The organism is Pseudomonas sp. Pseusp9, assembly GCF_059491265.1.
This window is the reverse complement of the sequence record NZ_CP168500.1, coordinates 6142775-6169117: the sequence shown is the minus strand read 5'-3', so window position 1 is coordinate 6169117 and position 26343 is coordinate 6142775. Positions and strand designations below refer to the sequence as shown.

General features: G+C 60.7%; 24 protein-coding genes. 20 read left to right on the top strand and 4 right to left on the bottom strand.

Annotated elements, in window-relative coordinates:
• Positions 1–163: 163 nt before the first annotated feature.
• From ACEN8E_RS28175 to ACEN8E_RS28160, 4 genes are all read left to right on the top strand, one after another.
• Positions 164–1558 (top strand): FAD-binding oxidoreductase, encoded by a 1395-nt coding sequence (locus ACEN8E_RS28175; RefSeq protein ID WP_057398791.1) that lies wholly within the window; start codon positions 164–166, stop codon positions 1556–1558.
• A gap of 37 nt (positions 1559–1595) precedes the next feature.
• On the top strand, positions 1596–2261 hold the full coding sequence (locus ACEN8E_RS28170) for a fumarylacetoacetate hydrolase family protein (protein ID WP_007995532.1): 666 nt from the start codon (positions 1596–1598) through the stop codon (positions 2259–2261).
• Between the two features lie 83 nt (positions 2262–2344).
• Positions 2345–3271, top strand: a complete 927-nt coding sequence (locus ACEN8E_RS28165) for an SdiA-regulated domain-containing protein (protein WP_495590666.1) — start codon at positions 2345–2347, stop codon at positions 3269–3271.
• 118 nt (positions 3272–3389) lie between these two features.
• The gene (locus tag ACEN8E_RS28160; RefSeq protein ID WP_495590665.1) at positions 3390–4307 is read left to right on the top strand and encodes an SdiA-regulated domain-containing protein; all 918 of its coding nucleotides are present in this window, start codon (positions 3390–3392) and stop codon (positions 4305–4307) included.
• A 128-nt stretch (positions 4308–4435) separates the two neighbouring features.
• On the opposite strand, the gene rpiA is transcribed toward ACEN8E_RS28160, so the two are convergent.
• A complete protein-coding gene (gene rpiA, locus ACEN8E_RS28155) occupies positions 4436–5110 on the bottom strand; it encodes a ribose-5-phosphate isomerase RpiA (protein ID WP_495590664.1) in 675 nt (224 codons plus the stop codon).
• Positions 5111–5379: 269 nt separating this feature from the next.
• Here rpiA and ilvA point away from each other — a divergent pair, with 269 nt between their 5' ends.
• Complete coding sequence (gene ilvA / locus ACEN8E_RS28150) at positions 5380–6894, top strand: threonine ammonia-lyase, biosynthetic (protein ID WP_429366913.1); 1515 nt, start codon at positions 5380–5382, stop codon at positions 6892–6894.
• 39 nt (positions 6895–6933) lie between these two features.
• Positions 6934–7359: a DUF2269 domain-containing protein gene (locus ACEN8E_RS28145; protein WP_495590663.1), complete on the top strand. Its 426-nt coding sequence runs from the start codon at positions 6934–6936 to the stop codon at positions 7357–7359.
• Positions 7360–7465: 106 nt separating this feature from the next.
• Here ACEN8E_RS28145 and ACEN8E_RS28140 read toward each other — a convergent pair whose 3' ends face one another.
• The gene (locus ACEN8E_RS28140; RefSeq protein ID WP_495590662.1) at positions 7466–8122 is read right to left on the bottom strand and encodes a histidinol-phosphatase; all 657 of its coding nucleotides are present in this window, start codon (positions 8120–8122) and stop codon (positions 7466–7468) included.
• A 143-nt stretch (positions 8123–8265) separates the two neighbouring features.
• On the opposite strand from ACEN8E_RS28140, the gene ACEN8E_RS28135 reads away from it, so the two are divergent.
• A complete protein-coding gene (locus ACEN8E_RS28135) occupies positions 8266–8745 on the top strand; it encodes an RNA pyrophosphohydrolase (RefSeq protein ID WP_003229203.1) in 480 nt (159 codons plus the stop codon).
• Between the two features lie 22 nt (positions 8746–8767).
• On the top strand, positions 8768–11047 hold the full coding sequence (ptsP, locus tag ACEN8E_RS28130; protein WP_495590661.1) for a phosphoenolpyruvate--protein phosphotransferase: 2280 nt from the start codon (positions 8768–8770) through the stop codon (positions 11045–11047).
• A 112-nt stretch (positions 11048–11159) separates the two neighbouring features.
• On the opposite strand, the gene ACEN8E_RS28125 is transcribed toward ptsP, so the two are convergent.
• Complete coding sequence (locus ACEN8E_RS28125; protein WP_495590660.1) at positions 11160–11906, bottom strand: NRDE family protein; 747 nt, start codon at positions 11904–11906, stop codon at positions 11160–11162.
• Between the two features lie 133 nt (positions 11907–12039).
• Between ACEN8E_RS28125 and ACEN8E_RS28120 the strand changes: the two genes are divergently transcribed.
• The 3 genes from ACEN8E_RS28120 to ACEN8E_RS28110 all read left to right on the top strand — a co-directional run bounded on the left by ACEN8E_RS28120 (position 12040) and on the right by ACEN8E_RS28110 (position 14752).
• On the top strand, positions 12040–12822 hold the full coding sequence (locus ACEN8E_RS28120) for a sulfite exporter TauE/SafE family protein (protein WP_495590659.1): 783 nt from the start codon (positions 12040–12042) through the stop codon (positions 12820–12822).
• 97 nt (positions 12823–12919) lie between these two features.
• Entirely contained in the window at positions 12920–13732 is an 813-nt protein-coding gene (lgt, locus tag ACEN8E_RS28115) for a prolipoprotein diacylglyceryl transferase (RefSeq protein WP_008020018.1), read from the top strand.
• Positions 13733–13780: 48 nt separating this feature from the next.
• Positions 13781–14752: a thymidylate synthase gene (locus ACEN8E_RS28110; protein WP_495590658.1), complete on the top strand. Its 972-nt coding sequence runs from the start codon at positions 13781–13783 to the stop codon at positions 14750–14752.
• Between the two features lie 124 nt (positions 14753–14876).
• Here the strand turns inward: ACEN8E_RS28110 and cadR are convergent, their stop codons facing one another.
• Positions 14877–15326 (bottom strand): Cd(II)/Pb(II)-responsive transcriptional regulator, encoded by a 450-nt coding sequence (gene cadR, locus ACEN8E_RS28105; RefSeq protein ID WP_111285329.1) that lies wholly within the window; start codon positions 15324–15326, stop codon positions 14877–14879.
• Between the two features lie 93 nt (positions 15327–15419).
• Between cadR and ACEN8E_RS28100 the strand changes: the two genes are divergently transcribed.
• The 9 genes from ACEN8E_RS28100 (at position 15420) to ACEN8E_RS28060 (ending at position 26339) form a co-directional block, all read left to right on the top strand.
• Positions 15420–17681, top strand: coding sequence for a heavy metal translocating P-type ATPase (locus ACEN8E_RS28100; RefSeq protein ID WP_495590657.1), 2262 nt, complete (start codon positions 15420–15422; stop codon positions 17679–17681).
• Positions 17682–17697: 16 nt separating this feature from the next.
• Entirely contained in the window at positions 17698–18561 is an 864-nt protein-coding gene (locus ACEN8E_RS28095; RefSeq protein ID WP_495590656.1) for a LysR family transcriptional regulator, read from the top strand.
• A 245-nt stretch (positions 18562–18806) separates the two neighbouring features.
• Positions 18807–19769 carry an IS110 family transposase gene (locus ACEN8E_RS28090; RefSeq protein WP_495589339.1) on the top strand — a complete coding sequence of 321 codons (963 nt, stop codon included), beginning with the start codon at positions 18807–18809 and terminating at the stop codon, positions 19767–19769.
• Between the two features lie 190 nt (positions 19770–19959).
• Positions 19960–21036: a putative 2-aminoethylphosphonate ABC transporter ATP-binding protein gene (locus ACEN8E_RS28085; RefSeq protein WP_495590655.1), complete on the top strand. Its 1077-nt coding sequence runs from the start codon at positions 19960–19962 to the stop codon at positions 21034–21036.
• Positions 21036–22760: a putative 2-aminoethylphosphonate ABC transporter permease subunit gene (locus ACEN8E_RS28080; protein ID WP_495590654.1), complete on the top strand. Its 1725-nt coding sequence runs from the start codon at positions 21036–21038 to the stop codon at positions 22758–22760. The genes ACEN8E_RS28085 and ACEN8E_RS28080 overlap by 1 nt, the downstream gene beginning before the upstream one ends.
• A gap of 49 nt (positions 22761–22809) precedes the next feature.
• The gene (locus ACEN8E_RS28075; RefSeq protein WP_008020008.1) at positions 22810–23835 is read left to right on the top strand and encodes a putative 2-aminoethylphosphonate ABC transporter substrate-binding protein; all 1026 of its coding nucleotides are present in this window, start codon (positions 22810–22812) and stop codon (positions 23833–23835) included.
• Between the two features lie 143 nt (positions 23836–23978).
• Positions 23979–25112, top strand: coding sequence for a TIGR03364 family FAD-dependent oxidoreductase (locus ACEN8E_RS28070; protein WP_495590653.1), 1134 nt, complete (start codon positions 23979–23981; stop codon positions 25110–25112).
• Positions 25112–25690: a phosphonate degradation HD-domain oxygenase gene (locus tag ACEN8E_RS28065; protein ID WP_495590652.1), complete on the top strand. Its 579-nt coding sequence runs from the start codon at positions 25112–25114 to the stop codon at positions 25688–25690. The genes ACEN8E_RS28070 and ACEN8E_RS28065 overlap by 1 nt, the downstream gene beginning before the upstream one ends.
• A gap of 115 nt (positions 25691–25805) precedes the next feature.
• Positions 25806–26339 carry a hypothetical protein gene (locus ACEN8E_RS28060; RefSeq protein ID WP_495590651.1) on the top strand — a complete coding sequence of 178 codons (534 nt, stop codon included), beginning with the start codon at positions 25806–25808 and terminating at the stop codon, positions 26337–26339.
• Positions 26340–26343 lie beyond the last annotated feature (4 nt).

Here is a 26343-nt window from a genome sequence, read left to right as displayed (position 1 = left end):
CAGCCCGGAGCTGACCCGGACGGCAGGAAAGCCGTCGCCGCAGAACAGCCGTTGGGCACTATCCTGCGGGGTCGGTATGCTAGCATATGCGCCCCGCTAAACACTCATTCCTGCGACGTGAAGCGTTCTCAGGATGACCATGAATTGTTCGAGAGTTCTGTCGATGACCAATCCTGCCCTGATTGATGAGCTGAAGACCCTGGTTGAGCCTGGCAAGGTGCTGACCGATGCCGACTCCCTGAATGCTTACGGAAAGGATTGGACCAAGCATTTCGCCCCGGCCCCGACCGCCATCGTGTTCCCCAAAACCACCGAGCAGGTCCAGGCCATTGTCCTGTGGGCCAATAAACACAAGGTGGCGCTGGTGCCGTCCGGCGGTCGTACCGGCCTTTCCGCGGCTGCCGTGGCGGCCAACGGCGAAGTGGTCGTGTCGTTCGACTACATGAACCAGATCCTCGACGTGAACCTCACTGACCGCACCGCCGTGTGTCAGCCGGGCGTGGTCACCGAGCAGTTGCAGAACGCGGCTGAAGAAAAAGGCCTGTACTACCCGGTGGACTTCGCTTCGGCAGGTTCCAGCCAGATTGGCGGCAATATCGGCACCAATGCCGGCGGAATCAAGGTCATTCGCTACGGCATGACCCGTAACTGGGTCGCCGGCATGAAAGTCGTCACCGGCAAGGGCGATGTGCTGGAACTGAACCGCGACCTGATCAAGAACGCCACCGGCTATGACATGCGTCAGCTGTTCATCGGCGCCGAAGGCACCCTCGGGTTCGTGGTCGAAGCGACCATGCGCCTGGACCGCGCGCCGAAAAACCTCACCGCGATGGTCCTCGGCACCGCCGATTTCGACTCGATCATGCCGGTGCTGCACGCCTTCCAGAGCAAGCTAGACCTGACCGCCTTCGAATTCTTCTCCGACAAGGCCCTGGCCAAAGTCATGGCTCGTGGCGATGTGCCAGCGCCGTTCGAATCCGACTGCCCGTTCTATGCGCTGCTGGAATTCGAAGCGACCACCGAAGAAGTGGCCAACCACGCCCTGGAAACCTTCGAGCACTGCGTCGAGCAGGGCTGGGTGCTGGACGGCGTGATGAGCCAGAGCGAAACCCAGTTGCAGAACCTGTGGAAGCTGCGCGAATACATCTCGGAAACCATTTCCCACTGGACGCCGTACAAGAACGACATCTCGGTCACCGTGTCGAAAGTTCCAGCGTTCCTGAAGGAAATCGACGCGATCGTCGGCGAACACTACCCGGACTTCGAAATTGTCTGGTTCGGCCACATCGGCGACGGCAACCTGCACTTGAACATCCTCAAGCCGGATAACCTGAGCAAGGATGAGTTCTTCGCCAAGTGCGCCACCGTCAACAAGTGGGTGTTCGAAACCGTCGAGAAGTACAACGGTTCGATCTCCGCCGAGCACGGCGTGGGCATGACCAAGCGTGATTACTTGACCTACAGCCGCTCGCCGGTTGAGATCGAGTACATGAAAGCCGTCAAGGCGGTGTTCGACCCGAACGGCATCATGAACCCGGGCAAGATCTTCGCTGTTTGATTTTCGAATTCAAGAGCTACGAACCAGGAGTCGGTCCATGAGCTATCAGCACCAGTATGTCGACGGTACGCGTATTCACTTCCCTCTGGGGAAGGTGGTGTGCATCGGCCGAAACTACGCCGAACACGCCAAGGAACTGGACAACCCGGTGCCGACCGAGCCATTGCTGTTCATCAAGCCGGGCAGTTGCGTAGTGCCGCTGGAAGGCGGTTTCAGCATTCCGACCGAGCGCGGTTCGGTGCATTACGAAGCGGAAATCGCGGTCTTGATCGGCAAGCCGTTGTCGACCAAGCCGAGCCGTGAAGAAGTGCTCGACGCCATCTCCGGTTTCGCGCCAGCACTGGACCTGACCCTGCGCGACAAGCAGGCCGAGCTGAAATCCAAGGGTTTGCCTTGGGAAATCGCCAAGTCTTTTGACGGTGCGGCAGTGATTGCGCCGTTCGTGTCCGGCAGCACCTTTGCCGACCTGACCGACATCGGCATCCGTCTGACCATCAACGGTGAAGTGCGCCAGGACGGCAACAGCAGCGCCATGCTCAACCCGATCGTGCCGATGATCCAGCACATGGCCGGCTGTTTCTCGCTGCAGGCCGGGGACGTGATCCTCACCGGCACGCCAGTGGGCGTTGGTCCGCTGAATGTCGGTGATGAGATCGTTCTGGAGTTGCCGGGCGCCAGCCGGTTTACCAGCAGCGTTCGCTGATTTACCCCTGCCCCCTGCAGGGGCTGGCAAGCCAGCTCCTGCAGCTATTACCCCTAGCCTGAATTTCTGGAATGCATTCTCCGATGGCCACTCCTCCGCTTTCCACGCTTAAACCTGCCCGCCGCTCACGCTTTGCCCTGCGCTGGCAAATCTGGCTACTGCTGGTGGCTGTTGTCGCCTACGGCGTTGCATTTGCCATGCACTGGGATGCGCGGGGCGTGCTCTGGGTGAAAGAGCAATTCAAGAGCCCGGCCGAGCGTCAGGCCAGTATCTGGCTCCCGGACTATCGGGCAGTGATCGACGCCAAGCCGTTGCCGGGAATGGAAAAGGACGAAGCATCGGACCTGGCCTATGACCCCCAGACCAAAACCCTGTTTTCGGTCATGGGCAAGAACCCGTTCCTGGTCGAGCTGACGTTGCAGGGCGATGTGCTGCGCAAAATGCCGCTGGTGGGTTGGAGCAATCCTGAAGGCGTTGCCGTACTGGGTAACGGCCTGTTGGCGATTGTCGATGAGCGCGATCACCTGATCACCATCGTCAAGGTCGATGCCGGCACCCGAGAACTAAACATCGCCGATTTCCCGAAATACGACCTGGGGCCCTCCAAAGACCAGAACAAGGCCTTCGAAGGTGTCACCTGGGATTCGATTAATCAGCAACTGGTGCTGGGCGAAGAGCGTCCGCCGGCATTGTTTGCCTGGAAAGGTGACGGCAAGGTCCTTACCGGCGACAAGCTGAAACTGGCCAGCCATGCGCTGGATATGCGCAACCTGTCGGCACTGGCCATCGACCCGCGGACCGGCCACATGCTGGTGTTGTCGGCCGACTCGCACCTGTTGCTGGAGCTGGACAAGAAGGGTGAGCAGGTCAGTTTCATTACTCTGTTAGGCGGCTTCAACGGCCTGAAAAATACCATTCCGCGTGCCGAAGGCGTGGCCATGGATGAGGCGGGTACGCTGTACATGGTGAGCGAGCCGAACCTGTTTTATCGCTTCGAAAAACAGCATTGACGTTAACCATTTGCAGGATTGCCCGTGCTCGGTTGTAGGATCGGGCCGGTGGCCATTAAGCTTCAGTTCAGACAGGCGTGATATTTCATCCGCCTGTCTTGACCCTGAGCCCGCCCGAATGCATCGATTTGCCCGCCTCAAATCCCTGATTCTGATCCTGTCGGTAGTCTCGCTGATCGCGTTGATTGCGCTCGGTCAGTACCAGCGCCTGTTCGAGCGCGCCTGGTTCAATCTGCATACGCTATGGCAGCCGGTGAGTTCCCGGTCCATGGGCCTTGACCAATATCAGGTCGTGACCGAAGCGCAGGTGATCGATAGCCAGGTTGAAAACATTTCAGCATTGACCTACGACCCGGTGCGCAAAAGCCTGTTCACCGTTACCAATAAGCGAAGCGAGTTGATCGAGTTGTCCCTCGACGGCAGGATTTTGCGCCGTGTGGCACTGGTCGGTTTCGGCGATCCCGAGGCGGTGGAGTTCATCAGCGCCGACACCTACGTGGTCGCTGACGAAAGCCAGCAGCGTCTGATCAAGATTCATCTGGAGCAGGACACGACCTTCGTCGATGCGGCAGACGCCGAACAAGTGACCATCGGCGTACACATGAGCAACAACAAGGGCTTCGAGGGCCTGGCATACGACTCAGTGGGCAAGCGCCTGTTCGTGGCCAAGGAGCGCGATCCGATGCTGATCTACGAGGTGCACGGCTTTCCGCGCTTCAATCCTGAAGATTCCTACTCGGTGCACGTGATCAACGACCCCAAGCGTGATGCCGGGATGTTTGTACGGGACCTGTCGAGCCTGCAGTACGACGAGCGCAGCGGGCATTTGCTGGCGCTGTCGGATGAGTCTCGGTTGATTCTGGAACTGGATGTGGATGGGCGTCCACTGAGCACAATGTCATTGAGCAAGGGGAGCCAGGGCCTGCAGAAAAACGTGCCGCAAGGAGAGGGGATCGCCATGGGAGATGACGGTACGCTGTACCTGGTCAGTGAGCCGAATTTGTTTTACGTGTTCAAGAAACCAAACCAGAACTGAATCGCACTACAAAACCACTGTGGGAGCGAGCCTGCTCGCGAAGATGGTCTGTCAGTCGACATCTTTACCGACTGACCCGGCCCCTTCGCGAGCAGGCTCGCTCCCACAGGTTTATCGGCGCGCCTGATTTACTCGGCGCGCAGGGTCTTCACGCCTTCGCTTGTACCCAGCAGCAACAGATCCGCCGGGCGCGCCGCGAACAAACCATTGGTGACCACGCCGACGATCGCGTTGATCTGCGTCTCCAGCTCCACCGGGTTGGTGATCTGCATGTTGAACACATCGAGGATGATGTTGCCGTTGTCGGTGATCACGCCTTCACGGTAGACCGGGTCGCCACCGAGCTTTACCAGCTCACGGGCCACATGGCTGCGGGCCATCGGGATCACTTCCACCGGCAGCGGGAAGTTGCCGAGCACCGGCACCAGTTTGCTGGCATCGGCGATGCAGATGAACGTCTTGGCCACGGCCGCGACAATCTTCTCGCGGGTCAGGGCAGCGCCGCCGCCCTTGATCAGGTTCAGGTGCTCGTCGCTTTCATCGGCACCGTCGACATAGAACTCCAGGTCGCTGACGGTGTTCAGTTCGTACACCGGAATCCCGTGGCCCTTGAGGCGCGCGGCGGTGGCTTCGGAACTGGCGACGGCGCCATCGAATGCACCCTTGTGTCGGGCCAGGGCATCGATGAAGCAGTTGGCGGTGGAGCCGGTGCCGACCCCGAGGATGCTCTTGTCGTCGAGTTTCGGAAGGATGAAGTCGACGGCGGCCTGAGCCACTGCCTGTTTGAGTTGATCCTGGTTCATGCGGGCTCCGAAGTGCCGAAGAGAGAACGAAAGGCCGGCATTATAGGCTTCGGGGCGGGGAAGGTCATTGCCCGATTGGCGGTTCGTGACGGTTCCCTGTAGGAGCGAGCTCGCTCGCGATGGACGTGAACGATAACGCGTAAAACCAGGCACCCCGCAGCGCCTTTGGATTTCTCGCGAGCAAGCTCGCTCCTACAACAGGTGGTTCTGCGGACAAAAGCCGGGTTAGACTCCGTGGTCCTGCCCAACCCGCTCAGTGATGCTTTCCGATGCTTGAACAGTACGTCAAAAAGATCCTCACCTCGCGCGTTTATGACGTTGCCGTGGAAACCCCTTTGCAGACTGCCCGCCAGCTCTCCGAGCGGCTGGGCAACAGCATTTGGCTCAAGCGCGAAGACTTGCAGCCGGTGTTCTCGTTCAAGATTCGCGGCGCCTACAACAAGCTGACCCAGTTGAGCGACGAAGAGCGCGCCCGCGGCGTGGTCACCGCGTCGGCGGGCAACCATGCGCAGGGCCTGGCCCTGGCGGCGAAGGTGCTGGGTGTGAAAGCGACCATCGTCATGCCCAAGACCACCCCGGAGATCAAGGTCGAAGGCGTGCGTTCGCGCGGCGGCAAAGTGGTGCTGCACGGTGATTCTTTCCCGGAAGCCCTGGCTTACTCGCTGAAACTGGTCGATGAAAAAGGCTACGTCTACATTCACCCCTACGACGATCCCCACACCATTGCCGGGCAGGGCACCGTGGCGATGGAAATTCTGCGCCAGCACCCGCAACCATTGGATGCGATTTTCGTCCCGGTGGGCGGCGGCGGCCTGATCGCCGGCATCGCCGCGTACGTGAAGTACCTGCGTCCGGACATCAAGATCATCGGCGTCGAGCCGGATGACTCCAATTGCCTGCAAGCTGCCATGGCGGCGGGCGAGCGTGTGGTGTTGCCGACTGTGGGCATCTTTGCCGACGGTGTTGCAGTGGCCCAGATCGGTCAGCACACCTTTGACATCTGTAAAGATCATGTCGATGAGGTTATCACCGTCAGCACTGACGAAATCTGTGCCGCCATCAAGGATATCTACGACGATACCCGTTCGATCACCGAGCCTGCCGGCGCCTTGGGCGTGGCCGGGATCAAGAAGTATGTCGAGCAGCATGGTGTCAGCGGCCAGACCTTCGTGGCCATCGACTCCGGTGCCAACGTCAACTTCGATCGCCTGCGCCATGTCGCCGAGCGTGCGGAGCTGGGCGAGGGCCGCGAAGCCATCATCGCCGTGACCATTCCCGAGAAACCGGGCAGCTTCAAGGCGTTCTGCGAGGCGATCGGCAAGCGCCAGATCACCGAATTCAACTACCGCTACAACACCGGCAGCGAAGCGCACATCTTTGTCGGCGTACAGACCCACCCGGAAAACGACCCGCGCAGCGCACTGATCGCCAGCCTGAGCGAGCAAGGTTTCCCGGTACTGGATCTGACCGACAACGAACTGGCAAAGCTGCACATCCGCCACATGGTGGGCGGACGGGCGGCGCATGTGGTCGATGAAGTGATCCTGCGTTTCGAATTCCCGGAACGTCCGGGCGCGCTGTTCAACTTCCTCAACAAGCTCGGCGGGCGCTGGAACATCTCGATGTTCCACTACCGCAACCATGGCGCGGCGGATGGTCGGGTCGTCGCGGGCCTGCAAGTGCCCCACGACGAGCGCCACCTGGTGCCGGCGGCGCTGGAAGAAATCGGCTACCCGTACTGGGACGAAAGCGACAACCCGGCCTATCAGCTGTTTCTTGGCTGAAGGGCTACGCTGATGGGCAGGTCATAAGGAAATCGGACAATGGAAACGTTAACTGCCCTGAAAACGGCACACATGGTGGCGACTGTTGTACTGCTGGCTTGTGCGCTGGGCCTGGGAGTCTGGGTCTTGCTTGCGCGGCGCAAGGGTGATGCGACGGCGGGAAGCCGCACCCTGCAACGGCCACGTGTATTTGTCTGGCTGTTGATGGGCCTGGCGCTGCTGAGCATGCCGTTTACCGGCTGGTGGATGGTGCATCTGGTGGGCTGGCCGCTGGGGCAGACCTGGTTACTGGCCTCCAGCGTGCTTTACACGGTGGCGGCACTGGCGTGGTTCTGGTTGCTGGTGCGCCTGAACAAGCTGCGCAAGGCGCCGGGGGGGGTGGGTAAATTCACCTTTGCCCTGGCGTTGCTCAGCTTTGTCTGCATTGTCGCCATTGCGGGGTTGATGGGCGCGAAGCCTGTGTAGGAGCGAGCTTGCTCGCGAAAAACTCAAGATCGCTGCGGGGCATCAGGTGCCCCGCGTTATCGTTAACGTCCATCGCGAGCAAGCTCGCTCCTACAGTAAGGCGATATCAGCCGCGCAGGCTGATCACCGGCCAGCCACGTTTCTCGGCCTCGGCCCGCAGGTTCGGATCCGGATCAACCGCCACCGGATGGGTCACCTGCTCCAGCAACGGAAAATCATTCATCGAGTCGCTATAGAAGTAGCTGTCTTCCAGCGTAAACCCGGTTTCCTCCAGCCAACGATTCAGCCTTGTCACCTTGCCTTCACGGAAACACGGCACATCGGTGCTGCGTCCGGTGTAGCGGCCGTCGACCATTTCGCACTCGGTGGCGATCAGGGTGTCGACGCCCAGACGCTCGGCAATGGGACCTGTGACGAAGCGGTTGGTCGCCGTGATGATCACCAGTTTGTCGCCGGCATCGCGGTGCTTCTTCAGCAGTTCAAGGCCCTTGGGCAGCACGATCGGCTCGATGCAGTCGCGCATGTAATCGCGGTGCCACTGATCCAGCGTGGCCATTTCGGTGCGGCCGAGGACTTCAAGGCAGAAGTTCAGGTACGCGTCGTTATCCAGCTTGCCGGCCAGGTAATCCTGATAGAACTCGTCGTTGCGAGTCTTGTAGGCAACGGCGTCGAGAAAACCGCGCTCGCACAGGTAATCGCCCCAGGCGTGATCGCTGTCACCGCCCAGAAGGGTGTTGTCCAAATCGAATAAAGCCAGGCGCATTGCAGTTACCCGCTGAAAAGTCAGTAAAAAGGCGACAAGAATACGGTCTTTTCACAAGAGTGCACATAAGGTAGGAACCTTCGTTGCCGCCTTCACGACCTTTGTGGAACAATGCGGCGACATGCGTTTGCGAGGTTGTTGCCGTGATCGACCCCGATGGTTTTCGCCCCAATGTCGGGATCATTCTGACGAATGACGCCGGCCAGGTGCTATGGGCTCGCCGAATCAATCAAGATGCCTGGCAGTTTCCGCAGGGGGGAATCAACCCCGAAGAGACGCCGGAAGACGCCTTGTACCGCGAGCTGAACGAAGAAGTGGGCCTGGAGCGCGAAGATGTTGAAATTCTCGCCTGCACCCGGGGCTGGTTGCGCTATCGTTTGCCGCAACGTCTGGTACGTACCCACAGCCAACCGCTGTGCATCGGCCAGAAACAGAAATGGTTTCTCCTGCGCCTGATCTCCAACGAGCAGCGGGTGCGGATGGATTTGACCGGTAAACCGGAGTTCGATGGCTGGCGCTGGGTCAGCTATTGGTATCCGTTGGGCCAGGTGGTGACATTCAAGCGCGAGGTGTATCGACGCGCTCTCAAAGAGCTTGCCCCGCGCCTTTTAGCGCGCGACTGACGACGGAGTTCGACCCCGAGCCATGCTCAATACGCTGCGCAAGATCGTCCAGGAAGTTAACTCCGCCAAGGATCTCAAGGCGGCGTTGGGGATTATTGTGTTGCGCGTCAAAGAGGCCATGGGCAGCCAGGTCTGCTCGGTCTACCTGCTTGACCCCGAGACCAACCGTTTCGTGCTGATGGCCACCGAGGGCTTGAACAAGCGCTCGATCGGCAAGGTCAGCATGGCCCCCAATGAAGGTCTGGTCGGCCTGGTCGGCACGCGTGAAGAACCCCTGAACCTCGAAAACGCCGCGGATCACCCGCGCTACCGCTACTTTGCCGAGACCGGCGAGGAGCGCTACGCCTCGTTCCTCGGTGCGCCGATCATTCACCACCGCCGCGTCGTCGGCGTGTTGGTCATTCAGCAAAAAGAACGTCGCCAGTTCGATGAAGGTGAAGAAGCCTTCCTCGTGACCATGAGCGCACAGCTCGCCGGCGTTATCGCCCACGCCGAAGCCACCGGTTCGATCCGTGGCCTCGGTCGTCAGGGCAAAGGCATACAGGAAGCCAAGTTCATCGGCGTGCCGGGTTCGCCGGGTGCGGCGGTCGGTACGGCGGTGGTCATGCTGCCCCCGGCCGATCTGGACGTGGTGCCCGACAAGAGCATCACCGACATCGAAGCCGAACTGGGGCTGTTCAAGACCGCTATCGAAGGCGTGCGCGCCGACATGCGCGCGCTGTCCGCCAAGCTTGCCACGCAGTTGCGCCCGGAAGAGCGGGCCTTGTTCGACGTCTACCTGATGATGCTCGACGATGCCGCGTTGGGCAGCGAAGTCACCACCGTGATCAAGACCGGCCAGTGGGCCCAGGGCGCGTTGCGCCAGGTGGTCACCGATCACGTCAACCGTTTCGAATTGATGGACGACGCCTACCTGCGCGAGCGTGCCTCGGACGTCAAGGATCTTGGTCGGCGCCTGCTGGCTTATTTGCAGGAAGAGCGCCAGCAGACCCTGGTCTACCCCGACAACACCATTCTGGTCAGCGAGGAACTGACGCCGGCAATGCTCGGCGAGGTTCCGGAAAGCAAGCTGGTGGGCCTGGTTTCGGTACTCGGTTCCGGCAACTCCCACGTGGCGATCCTGGCACGCGCCATGGGTATTCCGACGGTCATGGGCCTGGTCGATCTGCCGTATTCCAAAGTCGATGGCATCGACATGATCGTCGATGGGCACCGTGGCGAGGTCTATACAAACCCCAGCGACGTGCTGCGCAAGCAGTTCGCCGAAGTGGTCGAGGAAGAGAAGCAACTGGCCCTGGGGCTGGATGCGTTGCGCGACCTGCCGTGTATCACGGTCGATGGCTACCGCATGCCGCTGTGGGTCAACACCGGCTTGCTGGCCGACGTGGCGCGAGCGCAGAAGCGTGGTGCCGAGGGTGTCGGGCTGTACCGCACCGAAGTGCCGTTCATGATCAACCAGCGCTTCCCGAGCGAAAAGGAGCAACTGGCGATCTACCGCGAGCAACTCGCCGCGTTCCACCCGCAACCGGTGACCATGCGCACCCTGGATATCGGCGGTGACAAGTCGCTGTCGTACTTCCCGATCAAGGAAGACAACCCGTTCCTCGGCTGGCGCGGTATTCGCGTCACCCTCGACCACCCGGAAATTTTCCTGGTGCAGACCCGGGCCATGCTCAAGGCCAGTGAAGGCCTGAACAACCTGCGTATTCTGCTGCCGATGATCTCCGGCACCCATGAGCTGGAAGAAGCCCTGCACCTGATCCACCGGGCCTGGGGCGAAGTGCGCGACGAAGGCTGCGACGTACCGATGCCGCCGGTTGGCGTGATGATCGAGATTCCGGCGGCGGTGTATCAGACCAAGGAACTGGCGCGACAAGTGGACTTCCTTTCGGTCGGTTCCAACGACCTGACCCAGTACCTGTTGGCCGTGGACCGCAACAACCCGCGGGTGGCCGATCTTTACGACTACCTGCACCCGGCGGTGCTGCAAGCCTTGCAAACCGTAGTGCGCGACGCCCATGCCGAAGGCAAGCCGGTGAGCATCTGCGGTGAAATGGCCGGTGACCCGGCGGCGGCCGTGCTGTTGATGGCAATGGGTTTCGACAGCCTGTCGATGAACGCCACCAACTTGCCGAAAGTGAAGTGGATGCTGCGTCAGATCAACCTGAGCAAGGCCAAGGAATTGCTGGCGCAACTGATGACCATCGACAACCCGCAAGTGATTCACAGCTCGTTGCAGCTGGCGCTGAAGAACCTCGGGCTGGCGCGGATGATCAACCCGGCTTCGGTCAAGCCCCTCTAAATTTGCGGCGCGCACTTCGCGAGCAGGCTCGCTCCCACAGTGGATTGTGCAGGCTCCCACCACCTGTGGGAGCGAGCCTGCTCGCGAAGGCGTCAGTGCCGGCCACACAAAACTAAAGCCTGATCTCCACTTCCCCCAGATGCCCGCCATACGGTCCGAAACTGCGCTCGACCATATGCCGCGCCCCATCCGCCTGCACAATCAACGCCGTACTCGCCCGCGTTCCATAACTCTGGCTGGCAATGAACACGCTCGACAGCAAGGTCTCGGTAGCCAGGCCCACTCCGGTATCCGGCAGCTCGGCAAACGGCGCGGTCTGCGCATCGCTCAATAACGCCAACAGCGCCTGAGGCTGCGGATCATCCAGCACTTCGCGCAATGCGGCCTTGGCCTTGAGCAACTTCGGCCAGGGCGTATCCAGCCCGGCATTGGATAAGCCGTAGACCCCGGGCGCCAGATTCACCGCGTTCGACTCCCGGGCGTTGAAGTGCCAGAGCTCATGGGGGTTGCCGATCAGCAGGTTAAAACCACCGTATTCCGGCGAATGGTCGACAACCTCGGCTAAATAGTCGTCAACTGGTATTTCCCCAGTGAGAAATCGCGCGACCAGCTCCCCACGAGACTTGCGCCCTGGCGGTCGATGGGGATCGCGGATGTTGGTCAGCGCCGCAAAACGCCCGTTGGCACCGACACCGAGCCAGGTGCCACCGGCCTCGAGGTCGCGCCCCGCATGTACGTGCGGCGCTTCAGGCCATGGCGCCAGAGGCAGGCTGGGGCGGGCGTAGAACTCATCGCGATTGGCCGCCACGACCAGCGGCTGGGCATGGCCCGGACGCCAGGCAAAAACAATCAGGCACATAAGGGAGTCCGTGTGTGTTTTTGCCCACTCTACGCAGACATCGCTCATCGATCCATCGCCTTGCACAGTGGAGCTCGGTGCCATGCATCCGTTACCATGCCGCTCCGGTTTTGGGGATACGGGCGGGACGACCATGGAATTTCTGCTCTATCTGGCGCTCGGCGCCTGTGCAGGTGTACTCGCCGGGCTGTTTGGCGTGGGCGGCGGGATCATCATCGTCCCGGTGCTGGTGTTCAGCTTCAAGGCCCAAGGGTTCGATCCGTCGATCCTCACGCACCTGGCAGTGGGTACTTCCCTGGCGACGATCATCTTTACCTCGGTCAACGCGGTACGTGAGCATCACCGCCGTCGCGCGGTGCTTTGGCCGATCTTCATGTGGATGACCGTCGGCATTCTGATCGGTGCCGGGTTCGGCGCCCTGACAGCGCAAGCGATTTCCGGCCCCAACCTGCAGAAGCTCATTGGTGTATTCGCCCTGGTGATCGCCGCTCAGCTGGCGCTGGACGTCAAGCCCAAGGCCAGCCGAACCGTGCCGGGAAAACTCGGTCTGACCCTGGCCGGCAGCGTGATTGGCTGGGCCTCGGCGATTTTCGGCATTGGCGGCGGTTCGTTGACCGTGCCATTCCTGACCTGGCGCAGTGTGCCGATGCAGCAAGCCGTGGCCACTTCATCGGCCTGCGGTCTGCCGATTGCCCTGGCCAGTGCATTAAGCTTCATGATTCTGGGCTGGCACGATCCGTTGCTCCCGGCCCATAGTCTGGGTTTCATTTATTTGCCGGCATTGCTGGGCATTGCCCTGACCAGCATGGTGTTCGCCCGATTGGGTGCGCGACTGGCCCACAGGTTGTCGCCGAAGTTGCTGAAAAGACTGTTTGCCGCTTTGCTGTTCTGCGTTGGCCTGAACTTTCTAGTCTGAAGCATCTGCTCTGACGGGCGGCGCAATCCTGGCTTAATCCCGAGGTGGCAGCGTCGCCCGGGAATTTTTAAGATTTGAACTCTAACGAGGAGTCGCAATGCTGCCTTACCCGCAGATTGACCCGGTGGCCCTGGCCATCGGTCCGCTGAAAATCCACTGGTACGGTCTGATGTACCTGATCGGCATCGGCGGCGCCTGGCTGCTGGCGTCCCGCCGCTTGAACCGCTTCGACCCGACCTGGACCAAGGAGAAGCTCTCCGACATGGTGTTCTGGATGTCGATGGGGGTGATCGTCGGCGGGCGATTGGGTTATGTGCTGTTCTACGATCTGCATGCCTACCTCGCCAACCCGACACTGATTTTCGAAGTGTGGAAGGGCGGCATGTCGTTCCACGGTGGTTTCATCGGCGTGATGCTGGCGGCGTTGTGGTTCGGCAGGAAGAACAACAAGTCGTTCTTCCAGCTGATGGATTTCGTCGCGCCGATGGTGCCGATTGGCCTGGGTGCCGGGCGTATCGGCAACTTCATCAATGCCGAGCTGTGGGGCAAGCCGACCGACGTGCCGTGGGCGATGATCTTCCCGCCGTTCAGCGACCCGGCGCAGCTGCCGCGTCACCCCTCGCAGCTGTACCAGTTCGCCCTCGAAGGCGTGGCGCTGTTCCTGATCCTCTGGCTGTTCTCACGCAAACCGCGGCCGACCATGGCAGTCTCAGGGATGTTCGCGCTGTTCTATGGCATCTTCCGTTTCATCGTCGAGTTCGTCCGCGTACCGGACGCGCAACTGGGCTATCTGGCCTGGAACTGGCTGACCATGGGCCAGGTGCTGTGCGTGCCGATGATCGTCGGTGGTCTGTTGCTGATCTGGCTGGCGTATCACCGCGCCCCGGCATCTCCAGCGGCCGCCGTATAAATTCGAATCCCGCAGCGATGGCTGCGGGTTCAAGGACACAGGTAACTCATGAAGCAATATCTCGAACTGGTCGCCCACGTCATCAAGAACGGCACCAAACAGGCCAACCGTACCGGCGTGAACACCATCAGTTTCCCCGGCGCGATGCTGCGTTATGACCTGCAGGAAGGCTTTCCGGCGATCACCACACGCAAAATGGCGTTCAAATCGGCCATCGGCGAAATGTGCGGGTTCCTGCGTGGCGTGAACAACGCTGCCGAATTCCGGGCCCTGGGCTGCAAGGTCTGGGACCAGAACGCCAACGAAAACGCCCAGTGGCTGGCCAACCCGTTCCGTCAGGGCGAAGACGACCTCGGCGAAATCTACGGCGTGCAATGGCGCAAATGGCCGGCGTACAAGCAGATCCCGGTGAGCAACCCGGCCGCCATCGAGCAGACCCTGAAGCAAGGCTACCGCCAGATCGCCGAAGGCGAGGAAGACGGCCAGGCCTACGTGGTGCTGTACAAGGCCATCGACCAGGTCCGCCAGTGCGTCGATACCATCATCAAGGACCCGGGCAGCCGTCGCATCCTGTTCCACGGCTGGAACTGCGCCCAGCTTGATGAAATGGCCCTGCCGCCGTGCCACCTGCTGTACCAGTTCCACCCGAATGTCGAGACCAAAGAGATCTCTTTGACCCTCTACATCCGTTCCAACGACCTGGGCCTTGGCACGCCGTTCAACCTCACCGAAGGCGCTGCGCTGCTGAGCCTGATCGGTCGCCTGACGGGCTACACGCCGCGCTGGTTCACCTATTTCATCGGTGATGCCCACGTCTACGAAAACCACCTGGACATGCTCAACGAACAGCTCAAGCGCGAGCCGTTCCCGATGCCGAAACTGGTGATTTCCGAGCGTGTGCCGGAGTTTGCCAAGACGGGTGTGTATCAGCCGGAGTGGCTGGAGTTGGTGGAGCCGAGCGATTTTTCGCTGGAAGGCTACGAACACCACGCGCCGATGACCGCGCCGATGGCGGTCTGAGATACAGCACCGAGCCAATGTGGGAGCGAGCCTGCTCGCGAATACGGTCTGTCAGTGACATTTCTATCAACTGACACGACCCCTTCGCGAGCAGGCTCGCTCCCACAGTTGCTTTTCGGTGTTCTTAGTGGCCGTGACTGCGGCCTACATGGGAATGCTCCACCTCCGTCGCCACAACCCCGCCGCTTACTTCCAGCCGCTGCAAAATCCCGCATTGATCGACCCCCGGCCGCTCGCCGCAGCGTTGGCGCAGGTCGAGCAGTTGTGTCTGCAAGGCCAGCAAGCCGTCGATCCGCGCCTTGACGTGGTGGATGTGCTCGTCGATCAGTGCGTTGACGCTTTCGCACTGGTCCTGCGGACTGTCGCGAAACGCCAGCAGGCTGCGGATTTCCTCGAGCGTCATGTCGAGGGTGCGACAGTTGCGGATGAACGTCAGGCGTTCGGCGTGGGCCTGGGTGTAGACGCGATAATTGCCGTCACTGCGGGCCGGTTCCGGCAGCAGGTTCTCGCGCTCGTAATAGCGGATCGTTTCCACGGCGCAGTCCGTGAGTTTCGCCAACTCTCCAATTTTCATGACGCCAATCTCCAAAACTCCAGAAAGGGTGCTTGACCCTATAGTGGCTACAGGGTCTTTACTTGGCAACAGGCACTCTTATGGACGCAACCAATGAGCGATTCCCTGCATTCCCACAAACCCGGGGCTGAGCACGAGCACAGCCATAAGCTCAAACCTGTGCAAAAGCATGGCCACGGCGGTCACGGCGACTCCTGCTGCTCATCTAAAGCGGCAGCGCCTGCTCTGGTAAAACTGAGCGAAACGCCGACGCCCGGGGCCCGATTGAGCAGTTTTCGCATCGAGGCCATGGACTGCCCAACCGAACAGACGCTGATTCAGAACAAGCTAAGCAAACTGACCGGGGTGCAGCAGCTGGAGTTCAATCTGATTAATCGGGTGCTCGGCGTGACCCACGATTTGCCCGGTGTCGAGCCGATCGTCGAGGCCATCAAGTCCTTGGGCATGCATGCCGAGCCGATGGATCAGGGGGCTGAAACCCCGGCGCCTGCGCCGCGGAAAAAGCCGTGGTGGCCTCTGGCGCTGTCCGGTGCTGGTGCATTGCTGGCGGAAGTTATCCACTTCACCGGTTTCGCGCCGAACTGGGTGGTGGCGGTTATCGCTCTGGTCTCGATCCTCAGTGGTGGCCTGGGTACCTACAAAAAAGGCTGGATCGCCCTCAAGAACCGCAACCTGAACATCAACGCGCTGATGAGCATTGCCGTGACCGGCGCAGTGATGATCGGCCAGTGGCCGGAAGCGGCCATGGTGATGTTCCTGTTCACCGTGGCCGAGTTGATCGAAGCCAGATCCCTGGACCGCGCGCGCAATGCCATCGGCGGCCTGATGCAGATGACCCCGGACACGGCAACGGTGTTGCAGGCTGACGGGATCTGGCTTGAGCAGGATGTCAAAACCATCGGGCTCGGCGCGCGGGTACGGGTGCGTCCCGGTGAGCGTATCGGTCTGGATGGCGAAGTGCTGTCCGGTCGCTCGACCGTCGATCAGGCGCCCATCACCGGTGAAAGCCTGCCGGTGGAGAAAACCGTCGGCGACAAAGTATTCGCCGGCACCATCAATCAGGCCGGCTCCCTGGAGTACGCGGTAACTGCGGCGGCGGATAACTCGACCCTGGCCCGCATCATCCATGCCGTCGAACAGGCTCAGGGCGCGCGGGCTCCGACCCAGCGTTTCGTCGACAGCTTCTCGAAAATCTACACCCCGGCGGTGTTCGTCCTGGCCCTGGCCGTGGCGGTGATCCCGCCCATGTTCATGGGCGCGTTGTGGTTCGACTGGATCTATCGGGCGCTGGTGCTGCTGGTGGTGGCCTGCCCTTGTGCGCTGGTGATTTCCACGCCGGTGACCATCGTCAGTGGTCTTGCGGCAGCGGCGCGCAAAGGCATTCTGGTCAAGGGCGGCGTCTATCTGGAGGGCGGTTACAAGCTCGATTACCTGGCCCTCGACAAGACCGGCACCATCACCCACGGCAAACCGGTGCAGACCGATTACCTGTCGCTGGACCCGACCGTCGATGAATCGGCACCGGCCATTGCCGCCGCGCTGGCCGGGCGCTCGGACCACCCGGTTTCCCTGGCCATTGCCAAAGCGGCTGTGGATAAACCAATCGCGCCGCTGATTGTGGATAACTTCGAAGCCTTGGGCGGGCGCGGCGTGCGCGGCGAGATCAACGGCCAGCTCTACCATTTGGGCAACCATCGTCTGGTCGAGGATCTGGGCCTGTGTTCGCCAGCACTGGAAGAAAAGCTGTTTGCCCTTGAAAAGCAGGGCAAGTCGGTGGTGCTGCTGCTTGATTCATCCGGTCCGTTGGCGTTGTTCGCCGTCGCCGATACGGTAAAGGCGAGCAGCCGCGAAGCTATCCGGCAACTGCATGACCTGGGCATCAAGACCCTGATGCTCACCGGCGATAACGTCCACACCGCGCAAGCTATCGCTGCACAAGTCGGTATCGACGAGGCCAAGGGCGACCTGCTGCCGGGTGACAAGTTACAGGCCATTGAGGCCCTTTATGCCCAAGGGCATCGGGTCGGCATGGTGGGGGACGGCATCAACGACGCCCCGGCACTGGCGCGTTCGGAGATCGGTTTCGCCATGGCCGCCGCCGGCACCGATACTGCGATCGAAACCGCCGATGTTGCTCTGATGGACGACGATCTGCGCAAGATTCCGGCATTCATCCGCCTGTCACGCCAGACATCGAGCATTCTCAAGCAGAACATTGCCCTGGCTTTGGTCATCAAGGCGATCTTTCTTGGGGTAACCTTCGCCGGGGTCGCTACCATGTGGATGGCCGTGTTCGCCGACATGGGCGTGAGTTTGCTGGTGGTGTTCAACGGATTGCGCCTGCTGCGCAAGTAAAGGATGAGGGACGGTTGTGCTGAGTGCCGAGCTGAAGGCGTTTTATATGGTGGCCCGCCTGGGCAGCATTACCCAGGCTGCAAAAAAGCTTGGCCTGAGCCAGCCGACGGTGACGACGCAGATCCGCAACCTCGAAAGTCAGTATTCGGTCGAGTTGTTCTACCGTGGTGGCCGGCGTCTAAGCGTCAGCGAGGAGGGCGCGCGGCTGCTGCCGATGGTCAAGGTACTGATGCAACAGGAAGCCGACATCGAGTTTTTCCTGCGTAATTGCGGCCAGGTCCAGGGCACATTGCGTATTGCCGCCACGGCGCCGTATTACATTCTCGACCTGGTGAAGACCTTTCGTGAGCGACTGCCGCAGGTTGAGGTTTCGGTGGAAATCGGCAACTCCCAGCAGGTGCTCGAAGCGCTGGAGGAATACCGGGTCGATGTCGCCGCGTCGTCGCAGTTGCTCGATGACGCGCGGCTGATTCGCCGGGTGCTCGGTAGCGATCCGCTGGTGCTGGCGGTGCATCGCAATCATCCGCTGGCGGTTCACGATCACGTACCGCTCGGCGCCTTGGCCGGGCATACCCTGCTGATGCGCGAACCGGGCTCGACCACCCGTCGCCTGACCGAAGAATTGCTGGCCAGTGCCGGGGTGTGTTTCGGCCCGCTGCTGGAGATCGGCAGCCGCGAGTCGATCCGCGAAGCGGTGCTGCGCAACATCGGCATCAGCCTCATTGCCCGCCAGGAAGTGCCGCACGATCCGCAGTTGCGGGTGCTGACCATCGAGAATGCGCCGCAAATCCCGGAATACCTGTATTGCCTCAAGGAGCGTAAAAACGCGCGGCTGCCGGCGGCGTTTCTGGGGTTGGCGCAGGAAATGGCTCCGGCTTGAGGTCTGCGGTGATTCTACCGGCCCCTTCGCGAGCAGGCTCGCTTGTATGTTTAGACTTGAAGGGGTGGGCGGGACTAAAAGCTCGATTCCGACTCTAGCCAGTACGGACCGTGGGAGACTTCTCGTTCCGCCCTTTCTACCTAAAGCGCCGATAAGGAATTCATCGGTTAATACCGACGATAGAGGCAAGCCAGCGCTACGGTAGACCCCGACAAGCACTTAAACCCTAGCTCCGAGGATTCGTCATGACAATCCTTACCTCGCCAACGGTGGTTGGTGTCGATGTGGCCAAGGCAGAAATCGTCGTTTACCGCGAAGATCTGAAAATCACTCAGTTCATCAACAACGATCGCACAGCTATTGGGCGCTGGCTCAAATCCCTGCCGGCGCAAAGCTCGATTGCCTTGGAAGCCACCAGTCTCTACCACCTGGATACCGCTGAACTGGCCCATGGCATGGGGCACCGAGTTTACGTTGTGGACCCTTATCGGGTGAGCCACTACCGCGAAAGCATTGGCCAGCGAGCAAAAACCGACCCCTGTGATGCGCGTTTGCTGGCACGTTACCTGACCAGTGAGCAGGATCGGCTTCGCATCTGGAATCCACCTCCGAAGCTCTACACCGTGTTGAAAAGCCTCCTCAACAAACGTGCAGAACTGATGAAAGCCCGGGTTAGCATCATGCTGAGTTGGTCGAGTGAGCCCCTTCTCAAAGACCTTCTGGCCCAAGAGCTGGAGCACTTCAAACAGACTGATCAGGCTATTCAGAAATTGCTGCGCAAAGCCAGCCAAGAGGCCGGGATCACCGAAAACATCAGACGTTGCCAAGCGATTGAAGGGATTGGCGAGCTCACGGCCACGGGTCTGGCAGCCACTTTTATGCGTGGTCAATTCGCCAGTGCCGATGCGTTTATTGCCTTTTTGGGAATGGACCTGAGGCCGAAGGACTCAGGAAAGAAGCACAGCCCGCGCCACTTGAGCAAAAAAGGCGATGGGGAGCTGCGGCGTCTTGCGCACAATGCAGCAATGGCGGCTTGCCGGTCTCCCGTCTGGAAACCGCTCTATGAGTCTTACTTGGCAAGAGGCCTGGCCAGAACTCAGGCTCTGGTCATCCTCGCCCGCAAGCTCTGTCGGGTGGCATTCGCCCTCATGAAAAATCAGAGCGAATACCAGCCAAATTTAAAGCAACAGGGTTCCCCTGCAACATAGAATCTCCCACAGTTGACCGTATTCCAATGTGGGAGCGAGCCTGCTCGCGAAGGGGCCAGATCTAACAACACAGAGCTTGAAGGTTGAACCAAAAATCCTGAATACCACTATCGGCAGTTTTTGCCTTACTGCCACATGACGGACTCATTACAACTCTAGGATGGCCCCATCTGCTTGATGAGGTCCGTCCATGAACAACCCGATCGCAACTGCCCTGACCAACCCCGGCGCACCGATGAAAGTGCGCGGCGTACAGAAACGGTTTGGCGTCTTCACGGCGCTGGATAACGTTTCCCTCGACGTGGCGGCCGGTGAGCTGGTGTGCCTGCTGGGCCCGTCGGGCTGTGGCAAAACCACCTTGCTGCGCTGCATCGCCGGTCTGGAAAAGCAGGACAGTGGCGAGTTGTACCTGGGCGATCGTGACGTTTCCCACCTGCCACCCCAGGCACGGGACTACGGCATTCTCTTTCAGTCCTATGCGTTGTTCCCCAACCTGACAGTCGAAGCGAACATTGCCTACGGCCTCGCCGGCAATGGCCGCGACCAGATTCGCCAACGTGTCGGTCAGATGCTGGAGCTCGTCGGCCTGGGCGGCAGCGAGAAAAAGTATCCCGGTCAATTGTCCGGCGGCCAGCAGCAGCGGGTTGCACTGGCTCGCGCTCTGGCCCCGGCGCCTTCGCTGTTGCTGCTCGACGAGCCGATGTCGGCCCTCGATGCCCGGGTACGCGAGCACCTGTGTACCGAATTGCGCCAACTGCAACGCAACCTCGGCATCACCACGCTGATGGTGACCCACAATCAGGACGAGGCCATGCTGATGGCCGACCGTATTGCCGTGATGAACAACGGCAAGGTCGAGCAGTACGCCACGCCGCAGGAAATCTACAACCGCCCGGCCACGCCATTCGTGGCGGAGTTCGTCGGCCAGGGCAACTGGCTGCCGTTCCAGCGCAGCAGCGACAGCCACGCCCAGGTCGGCGGAATGAGCATGCGCCTGGCCGATGGCGGCGCCAGGACTGCGTCGGGCCGTTTGTTCTGCCGCCCGGAAGCGATCAGCATCAACCCGCTGGTGCACGAGGAAAACCTGTTCCCGGCCAAGGTTCGCGAAATCACCTTCCTCGGCAACCGCTGTCGCATGAGCTTCGAACTCGACCAACTGCCGGGCCATGCACTGTTGGCGGAACTGGCGCCGGAAGCCATGCCGCGCCTTGGCGCCCAGCAGATCATGGTCGCCTTGCCGCCGCGCAGCCTGCAGGTGTTTGCCTGATGAGCGCGAACATCGCGCTGCCGCTGCCGCAAAGGCAGGCTCGGCAGACCTCCCGCGCGGAAATCGGTGACCGGCTGTTTGTGCTCGGTGGCAAAGTCCTTCTGCTGGTGTTGCTCGGCGTTGCCGTGTTGATGCCGTTGCTGGCGATCTTCTGGCGTGGTTTCAGCGCCGAAGCCGGGCAGGGCGGTGGCTGGGTCGCAGCGAAAGAACTGGTGACCAGCGAGAACTTCCACTGGTTGCTCGGTAACAGTCTGAAGGTTTCCCTCAGCGTTGCGGCCATTGTCGTACCGTTGGCCTACCTGTTTGCCTACGCCCTGCAACGCACGTTGATTCCAGCCAAAGGCATCTGGCGCGGCATCTCGCTGCTGCCATTGATGGCGCCGTCGATGCTGCCCGGCATTGCGCTGGTTTACCTGTTCGGCAACCAGGGCATGTTGCGAGGTTTGCTTGCGGACAACATCTACGGTTTCTGGGGCATTGTGCTCGGCGAGGTGATCTACACCTTCCCGCACGCCTTGATGATTCTGCTGTCGGCGTTGTCCCTGGCGGATGCGCGCCTGTTCGATGCCGCTTCCAGCATGGGCGCGAGTCCCGCCAAAGCCTTCCGCAGCATCACCTGGCCGGCGACCCGTCAGGCCGTGTTCGCTGCGTTCTGCCTGGTGTTCACCCTGACCATCACCGATTTCGGTGTGCCCGTGGTGGTCGGTGGCGACTATCAGGTGCTGGCGTTGGAGGCTTACAAGGCGGTAGTGGGTCAGCAGCAGTTCGGCCGCGGTGCCTTGATCGGCATGGTATTGCTACTGCCGGCGCTGTTCAGCTTCGGGGTCGATGCCTGGCTGCGTCGGCGCCACGGCGACTCCATGAGCGGTCGTGCCCAGGTGTTCAAGCCGGTGCCATCGAAGCGGCGCGACGGATGCTACCTGGCCATCGTGTTGTTGATCAGCGCCGCCTTGCTGCTGGTGTTCGGCATGGCGGTGTTCTCGTCGCTGGTGAAGTTCTGGCCGTACAACCTGTCGCTGTCGCTCAACCACTACCAGTTCAATGAGACCGCCGGCGGTGGCTGGCTGGCCTACGGCAACAGCCTGAAGATGGCTTTGGGCACTGCGCTGATCGGCTCCATGCTGATCTTCACCGGCGCCTACCTCATGGAAAAAACCAAAGGTCAGCGCGGCCTGAACCTGACCTTGCGCATGCTCAGTTTCGTACCGATGGCGGTACCGGGCCTGGTGCTGGGGTTGGGTTACGTCTTCTTCTTCAACCTCACCGGCAACCCGTTGCACGTGCTCTACGGCACCATGACGCTGCTGATCGTGTGCACCATTGCGCACTATCTGACCACCGCGCAAATGACCGCCACCACCGCGCTGCGTCAACTCGATGCCGAGTTCGAAGCCGCCGCGCTGTCGCTCAAGGCGCCGCTGTACCGCCATTACCTGCGCGTCACCGTGCCGATCTGCCTGCCGGCGTTGCTGGACATCGTGCGCTATCTGTTCGTCTCGGCCATGACTACCGTCTCGGCGGCGATCTTCCTCTACAGCCCCGACACCATCCTCGCGGCGGTGGCGGTGCTGAACATGGACGACGCCGGCAACGTCGGCGGCGCGGCAGCGATGTCGACCCTGATTCTGTTCACCTCGGCGGGTGTGTCACTGCTGCTGGCCTGGGCTTCGCGCGGCTTGCTGCGCCGCTCCCAGGCCTGGCGGCAGACCGCGCCCGGTCATTGATTTGCTTCTGCTCAAACCGAAAACCCTCAACTCAAAACAGGAAAAGATCATGTTCAAGCCCCTGGCCCTGGCCGCTGCTGTCCTCACTGCTTTCAGCCTGAACGCCTTCGCGGCGAAAACCGAGTTGACGGTGTACACCGCCCTCGAAGCCGAGCAACTGAAGACCTACAAGGAAGCCTTCGAAAAGGCCAACCCGGACGTCGAGATCAAATGGGTGCGTGATTCCACCGGCATCATCACCGCCAAACTGCTGGCTGAAAAAGCCCGTCCGCAGGCCGACGCCGTGTGGGGCCTGGCGGCTTCCAGCCTGGCGATCCTCGATCAGCAGGGCATGCTGCAAAGCTACGCACCCAAGGATCTGGGCAAGATCGGCGCCAACTACCGCGACGCCGCCAACCCGCCAGCCTGGGTCGGCATGGACGTCTGGGCCGCGACCATTTGCTTCAATACCGTTGAAGCCGAGAAGCAGGGCCTGACCAAGCCAGTGAGCTGGCAAGACCTGACCAAGCCTGAGTACAAAGGCAAGATCGTCATGCCGAACCCGGCATCGTCCGGCACCGGTTTCCTCGACGTCAGCGCCTGGCTGCAAACCTTCGGCGAGAAGCAGGGCTGGGCGTACATGGACGGCCTGCACCAGAACATCGGCCAGTACGTTCACTCCGGTTCCAAGCCTTGCAAACTGGCCGCCGCCGGTGAGTTCCCGATCGGTATTTCCTTCGAGTACCCAGCCGTTCAGCTGAAACGTCAGGGCGCACCGCTGGACATCATCCTGCCGAAGGAAGGCCTGGGCTGGGAGATCGAAGCGACTGCCGTGATCAAGGGCACCGCCCACGAGGAAGCCGCGAAGAAACTGGCTGACTTCTCCGCCAGCCCTGAGGCAATGGAACTCTACAAGGAAAACTTCGCCGTGCTCGCCCAGCCTGGCATCGCCAAGCCGCAAACCGAACTGCCTGCCGACTACGAACAGCGCCTGATCAAGAACGACTTCGCCTGGGCCTCGAAGAACCGCGACGAGATCCTCACCGAATGGCGCAAGCGTTATGACGGCAAGTCCGAGAAAGTGGCGGCCAAGTAAGATCTTTATCGGCTGACAGGGCCTCTTCGCGAGCAAGCCCGCTCCCACAGGGAACTATGGTGGATGCAGATTTTGTGGACACCTCGAAACCTGTGGGAGCGGGCTTGCCCGCGATAGCGGTCTCTCATTCAGAGCACCTCCAGATGACACAACACAACGACATGCTGATCGTCGGCGCCGGCATCCTGGGTTTGTCCCACGCCTATGCCGCCGCCAAACGCGGTCTGAAGGTCACGGTTTTCGAGCGCAGCGAAACGCCGGTCGGCGCTTCGGTGCGTAACTTCGGCCAGGCACTGGTCACCGGCCAACCGCCGGGCCCGATGCTGGAGCTGGCCCGCGCCAGCCGCGGGATCTGGGGCGATTGGGCGCAGCTTGCCGGCCTGCAACTCAAGCGCAATGGCTCGTACCTGTTCGCCCGCACCGAAGCGGAAGAACAGTTGCTGGAAGCCTTCTGCGACGGCCGCGCGGTGGAGCACGGTTACCGTGTCGAGCTGTTGCGCGGTGCCGCATTGCGCGACTTGTACGGCGGCCAGTTCCGCCATCATCGCGCGGCGTTGCATGGCATGGACGACCAGCAACTGTATTCGCGCGAAGCGATTCCGGCGCTGATCGACTTCCTGCGCCGCGACCTGGGGGTCAAGTTTCAATTCTCCACCCTGGTCCGCGATATCGAACCGGGTCGCCTGTACAGCACCGCCGGCAGCTTCAGTGCCGAGCAGATCATCGTCTGCTCCGGCCACGATTATCAGACCTTGCTGGCCGAGCAGATCGCCGAACTCGACCCGCAAATCTGCCGCCTGCAAATGCTCCGCGCTCGTCCGCAGATCAACCTCAACCTGCAACACGCGTTGCTCACCGGTTTGAGTTGCGTGCACTACGGCGCCTTTGCCGACTTGCCGGAGGCAGCAGCGGTGCAGGCGGAAATCCTGCGGCACGCGCCGCACCTGCACGAAAACGGCATCCACCTGCTGATCAGCCCGACACCCTATGGCGAGTTGATCATTGGCGATTCGCACCATTACGGCCGCGATCCGTCGCCCTTCAATGCCGAGCAGGTCGATGACTGGATGATCGAGCTGGCCGAGCAAACCCTGGGTTGCAAGGTGCAAGTGGTCGAACGCTGGCAGGGCGTCTATGGTTCACGGGGGCCGGGACCGTTCTCGTTCCTGCGCCCGGAAAAAGGCCTGGGCGTGGCGTTGATGCACACCGGTGTCGGCATGAGCGTCGGGCCGGCAATGGCTGAACGCAACGTTGCCACTGTATTGGAGGAGATCTGATGGAGCGCAATGAACCAGTGATTGCCGAAGTGTTCGGTTTGTACGAGCGCTTTGGCGACAGCGACTACATCGGCGAGCCGGTGTCGCAGATCGAGCACATGTCCCAGGCGGCGGAGCTGGCCATGGCCGAAGGTTACGACGATGAGGTGGTGCTGGCGGCGTTCTTCCACGACATCGGGCATATCTGCGCTGAAAGCGCGGAGAACATGGGTGGCTTCGGCGTGGTCAGCCATGAACGGCTCGGCGCAGACTACCTGCGTCGCGCAGGCTTCAGCGAACGTATGGCACGGTTGGTGGAGTACCACGTTCAAGCCAAGCGCTATCTGACGCTCAAGGAACCGGGGTATTACGAACGCTTGAGCGAAGCCAGCCGGCGGACCCTGGGATATCAGGGCGGAGTGATGACGGCTGAAGAGGCTGAGGCGTTCGAGCAGGACCCGCTGTGTGCCGTGAGTTTGCGCATGCGCCAGTGGGATGAAATGGCGAAAGAGATGCATGTGCCGGTCATCGATCTGGCAATCCTGAAGCGCAAGGCCGAGCCATTGCTGCAACGGAGTCAGGAAATCCATGTTCAGTGAACAAGACAGACAAACAATAGCGAAACAGCTTACGCAGTGTGTTGGCTTGCGGTGACAGAACCGGGATCTGCGGTGGGGGTAGGTTTGACGTTCTTTTAACAGGCAAGGAATGCTCATGCGCTATTTGAAAGTCACCGCCCAGGACCGCGTCGGCAACGGTCGCGCCGATTCCGTGTTGCTGCAATTTTACGAACAGGTCGGAAAACCGTGGGAAGACCAGGAAATGAACAAGGCTTTCGCCGTGGACTTCAACGCCGACGGCAAAGTGGACTACAAGATGGGAGATGTCACCAACAATGGCAGGGAAAACACCGTTGACCAACGTTTGCTGGAGACCTTCGCCAACACCTATCTGAAGTTTCACTGGTTCAATCGTGGCGCCACCTGGAGCCGCTATCTCAAGATGTTTGCCGAAGATTTTCACCGCGACGGGACGCCAAATGTGGTTCGTCTGCAATTGCATGAAGGCACTGGCCTGGCGTCGGATCGCACACTGGTGTCCTGGAGTGCAGTGTTCGACACGGACAATGACGGCACGCTCGATTGCAGCGTCCAGGGCGATGTCAATCGCGATGGTCTGTTCGACCAGGTTGACCAGGCTCTGGTGAAACAGTTGGCAGGCACATTTCTCAAGTTCAACTGGCGCTGATCAT

Excerpts from the sequence above, each read along its gene's own strand:
- ACEN8E_RS28175 (WP_057398791.1), top strand. The coding sequence starts at position 164 with ATGACCAATCCTGCCCTGATTGATGAGCTGAAGACCCTGGTTGAGCCT.
- ACEN8E_RS28170 (WP_007995532.1), top strand. The coding sequence starts at position 1,596 with ATGAGCTATCAGCACCAGTATGTCGACGGTACGCGTATTCACTTCCCT.
- ACEN8E_RS28165 (WP_495590666.1), top strand. The coding sequence starts at position 2,345 with ATGGCCACTCCTCCGCTTTCCACGCTTAAACCTGCCCGCCGCTCACGC.
- ACEN8E_RS28160 (WP_495590665.1), top strand. The coding sequence starts at position 3,390 with ATGCATCGATTTGCCCGCCTCAAATCCCTGATTCTGATCCTGTCGGTA.
- rpiA (WP_495590664.1), bottom strand. The coding sequence starts at position 5,110 with ATGAACCAGGATCAACTCAAACAGGCAGTGGCTCAGGCCGCCGTCGAC.
- ilvA (WP_429366913.1), top strand. The coding sequence starts at position 5,380 with ATGCTTGAACAGTACGTCAAAAAGATCCTCACCTCGCGCGTTTATGAC.
- ACEN8E_RS28145 (WP_495590663.1), top strand. The coding sequence starts at position 6,934 with ATGGAAACGTTAACTGCCCTGAAAACGGCACACATGGTGGCGACTGTT.
- ACEN8E_RS28140 (WP_495590662.1), bottom strand. The coding sequence starts at position 8,122 with ATGCGCCTGGCTTTATTCGATTTGGACAACACCCTTCTGGGCGGTGAC.
- ptsP (WP_495590661.1), top strand. The coding sequence starts at position 8,768 with ATGCTCAATACGCTGCGCAAGATCGTCCAGGAAGTTAACTCCGCCAAG.
- ACEN8E_RS28125 (WP_495590660.1), bottom strand. The coding sequence starts at position 11,906 with ATGTGCCTGATTGTTTTTGCCTGGCGTCCGGGCCATGCCCAGCCGCTG.
- ACEN8E_RS28120 (WP_495590659.1), top strand. The coding sequence starts at position 12,040 with ATGGAATTTCTGCTCTATCTGGCGCTCGGCGCCTGTGCAGGTGTACTC.
- lgt (WP_008020018.1), top strand. The coding sequence starts at position 12,920 with ATGCTGCCTTACCCGCAGATTGACCCGGTGGCCCTGGCCATCGGTCCG.
- ACEN8E_RS28110 (WP_495590658.1), top strand. The coding sequence starts at position 13,781 with ATGAAGCAATATCTCGAACTGGTCGCCCACGTCATCAAGAACGGCACC.
- cadR (WP_111285329.1), bottom strand. The coding sequence starts at position 15,326 with ATGAAAATTGGAGAGTTGGCGAAACTCACGGACTGCGCCGTGGAAACG.
- ACEN8E_RS28100 (WP_495590657.1), top strand. The coding sequence starts at position 15,420 with ATGAGCGATTCCCTGCATTCCCACAAACCCGGGGCTGAGCACGAGCAC.
- ACEN8E_RS28090 (WP_495589339.1), top strand. The coding sequence starts at position 18,807 with ATGACAATCCTTACCTCGCCAACGGTGGTTGGTGTCGATGTGGCCAAG.
- ACEN8E_RS28085 (WP_495590655.1), top strand. The coding sequence starts at position 19,960 with ATGAACAACCCGATCGCAACTGCCCTGACCAACCCCGGCGCACCGATG.
- ACEN8E_RS28080 (WP_495590654.1), top strand. The coding sequence starts at position 21,036 with ATGAGCGCGAACATCGCGCTGCCGCTGCCGCAAAGGCAGGCTCGGCAG.
- ACEN8E_RS28075 (WP_008020008.1), top strand. The coding sequence starts at position 22,810 with ATGTTCAAGCCCCTGGCCCTGGCCGCTGCTGTCCTCACTGCTTTCAGC.
- ACEN8E_RS28070 (WP_495590653.1), top strand. The coding sequence starts at position 23,979 with ATGACACAACACAACGACATGCTGATCGTCGGCGCCGGCATCCTGGGT.
- ACEN8E_RS28065 (WP_495590652.1), top strand. The coding sequence starts at position 25,112 with ATGGAGCGCAATGAACCAGTGATTGCCGAAGTGTTCGGTTTGTACGAG.
- ACEN8E_RS28060 (WP_495590651.1), top strand. The coding sequence starts at position 25,806 with ATGCGCTATTTGAAAGTCACCGCCCAGGACCGCGTCGGCAACGGTCGC.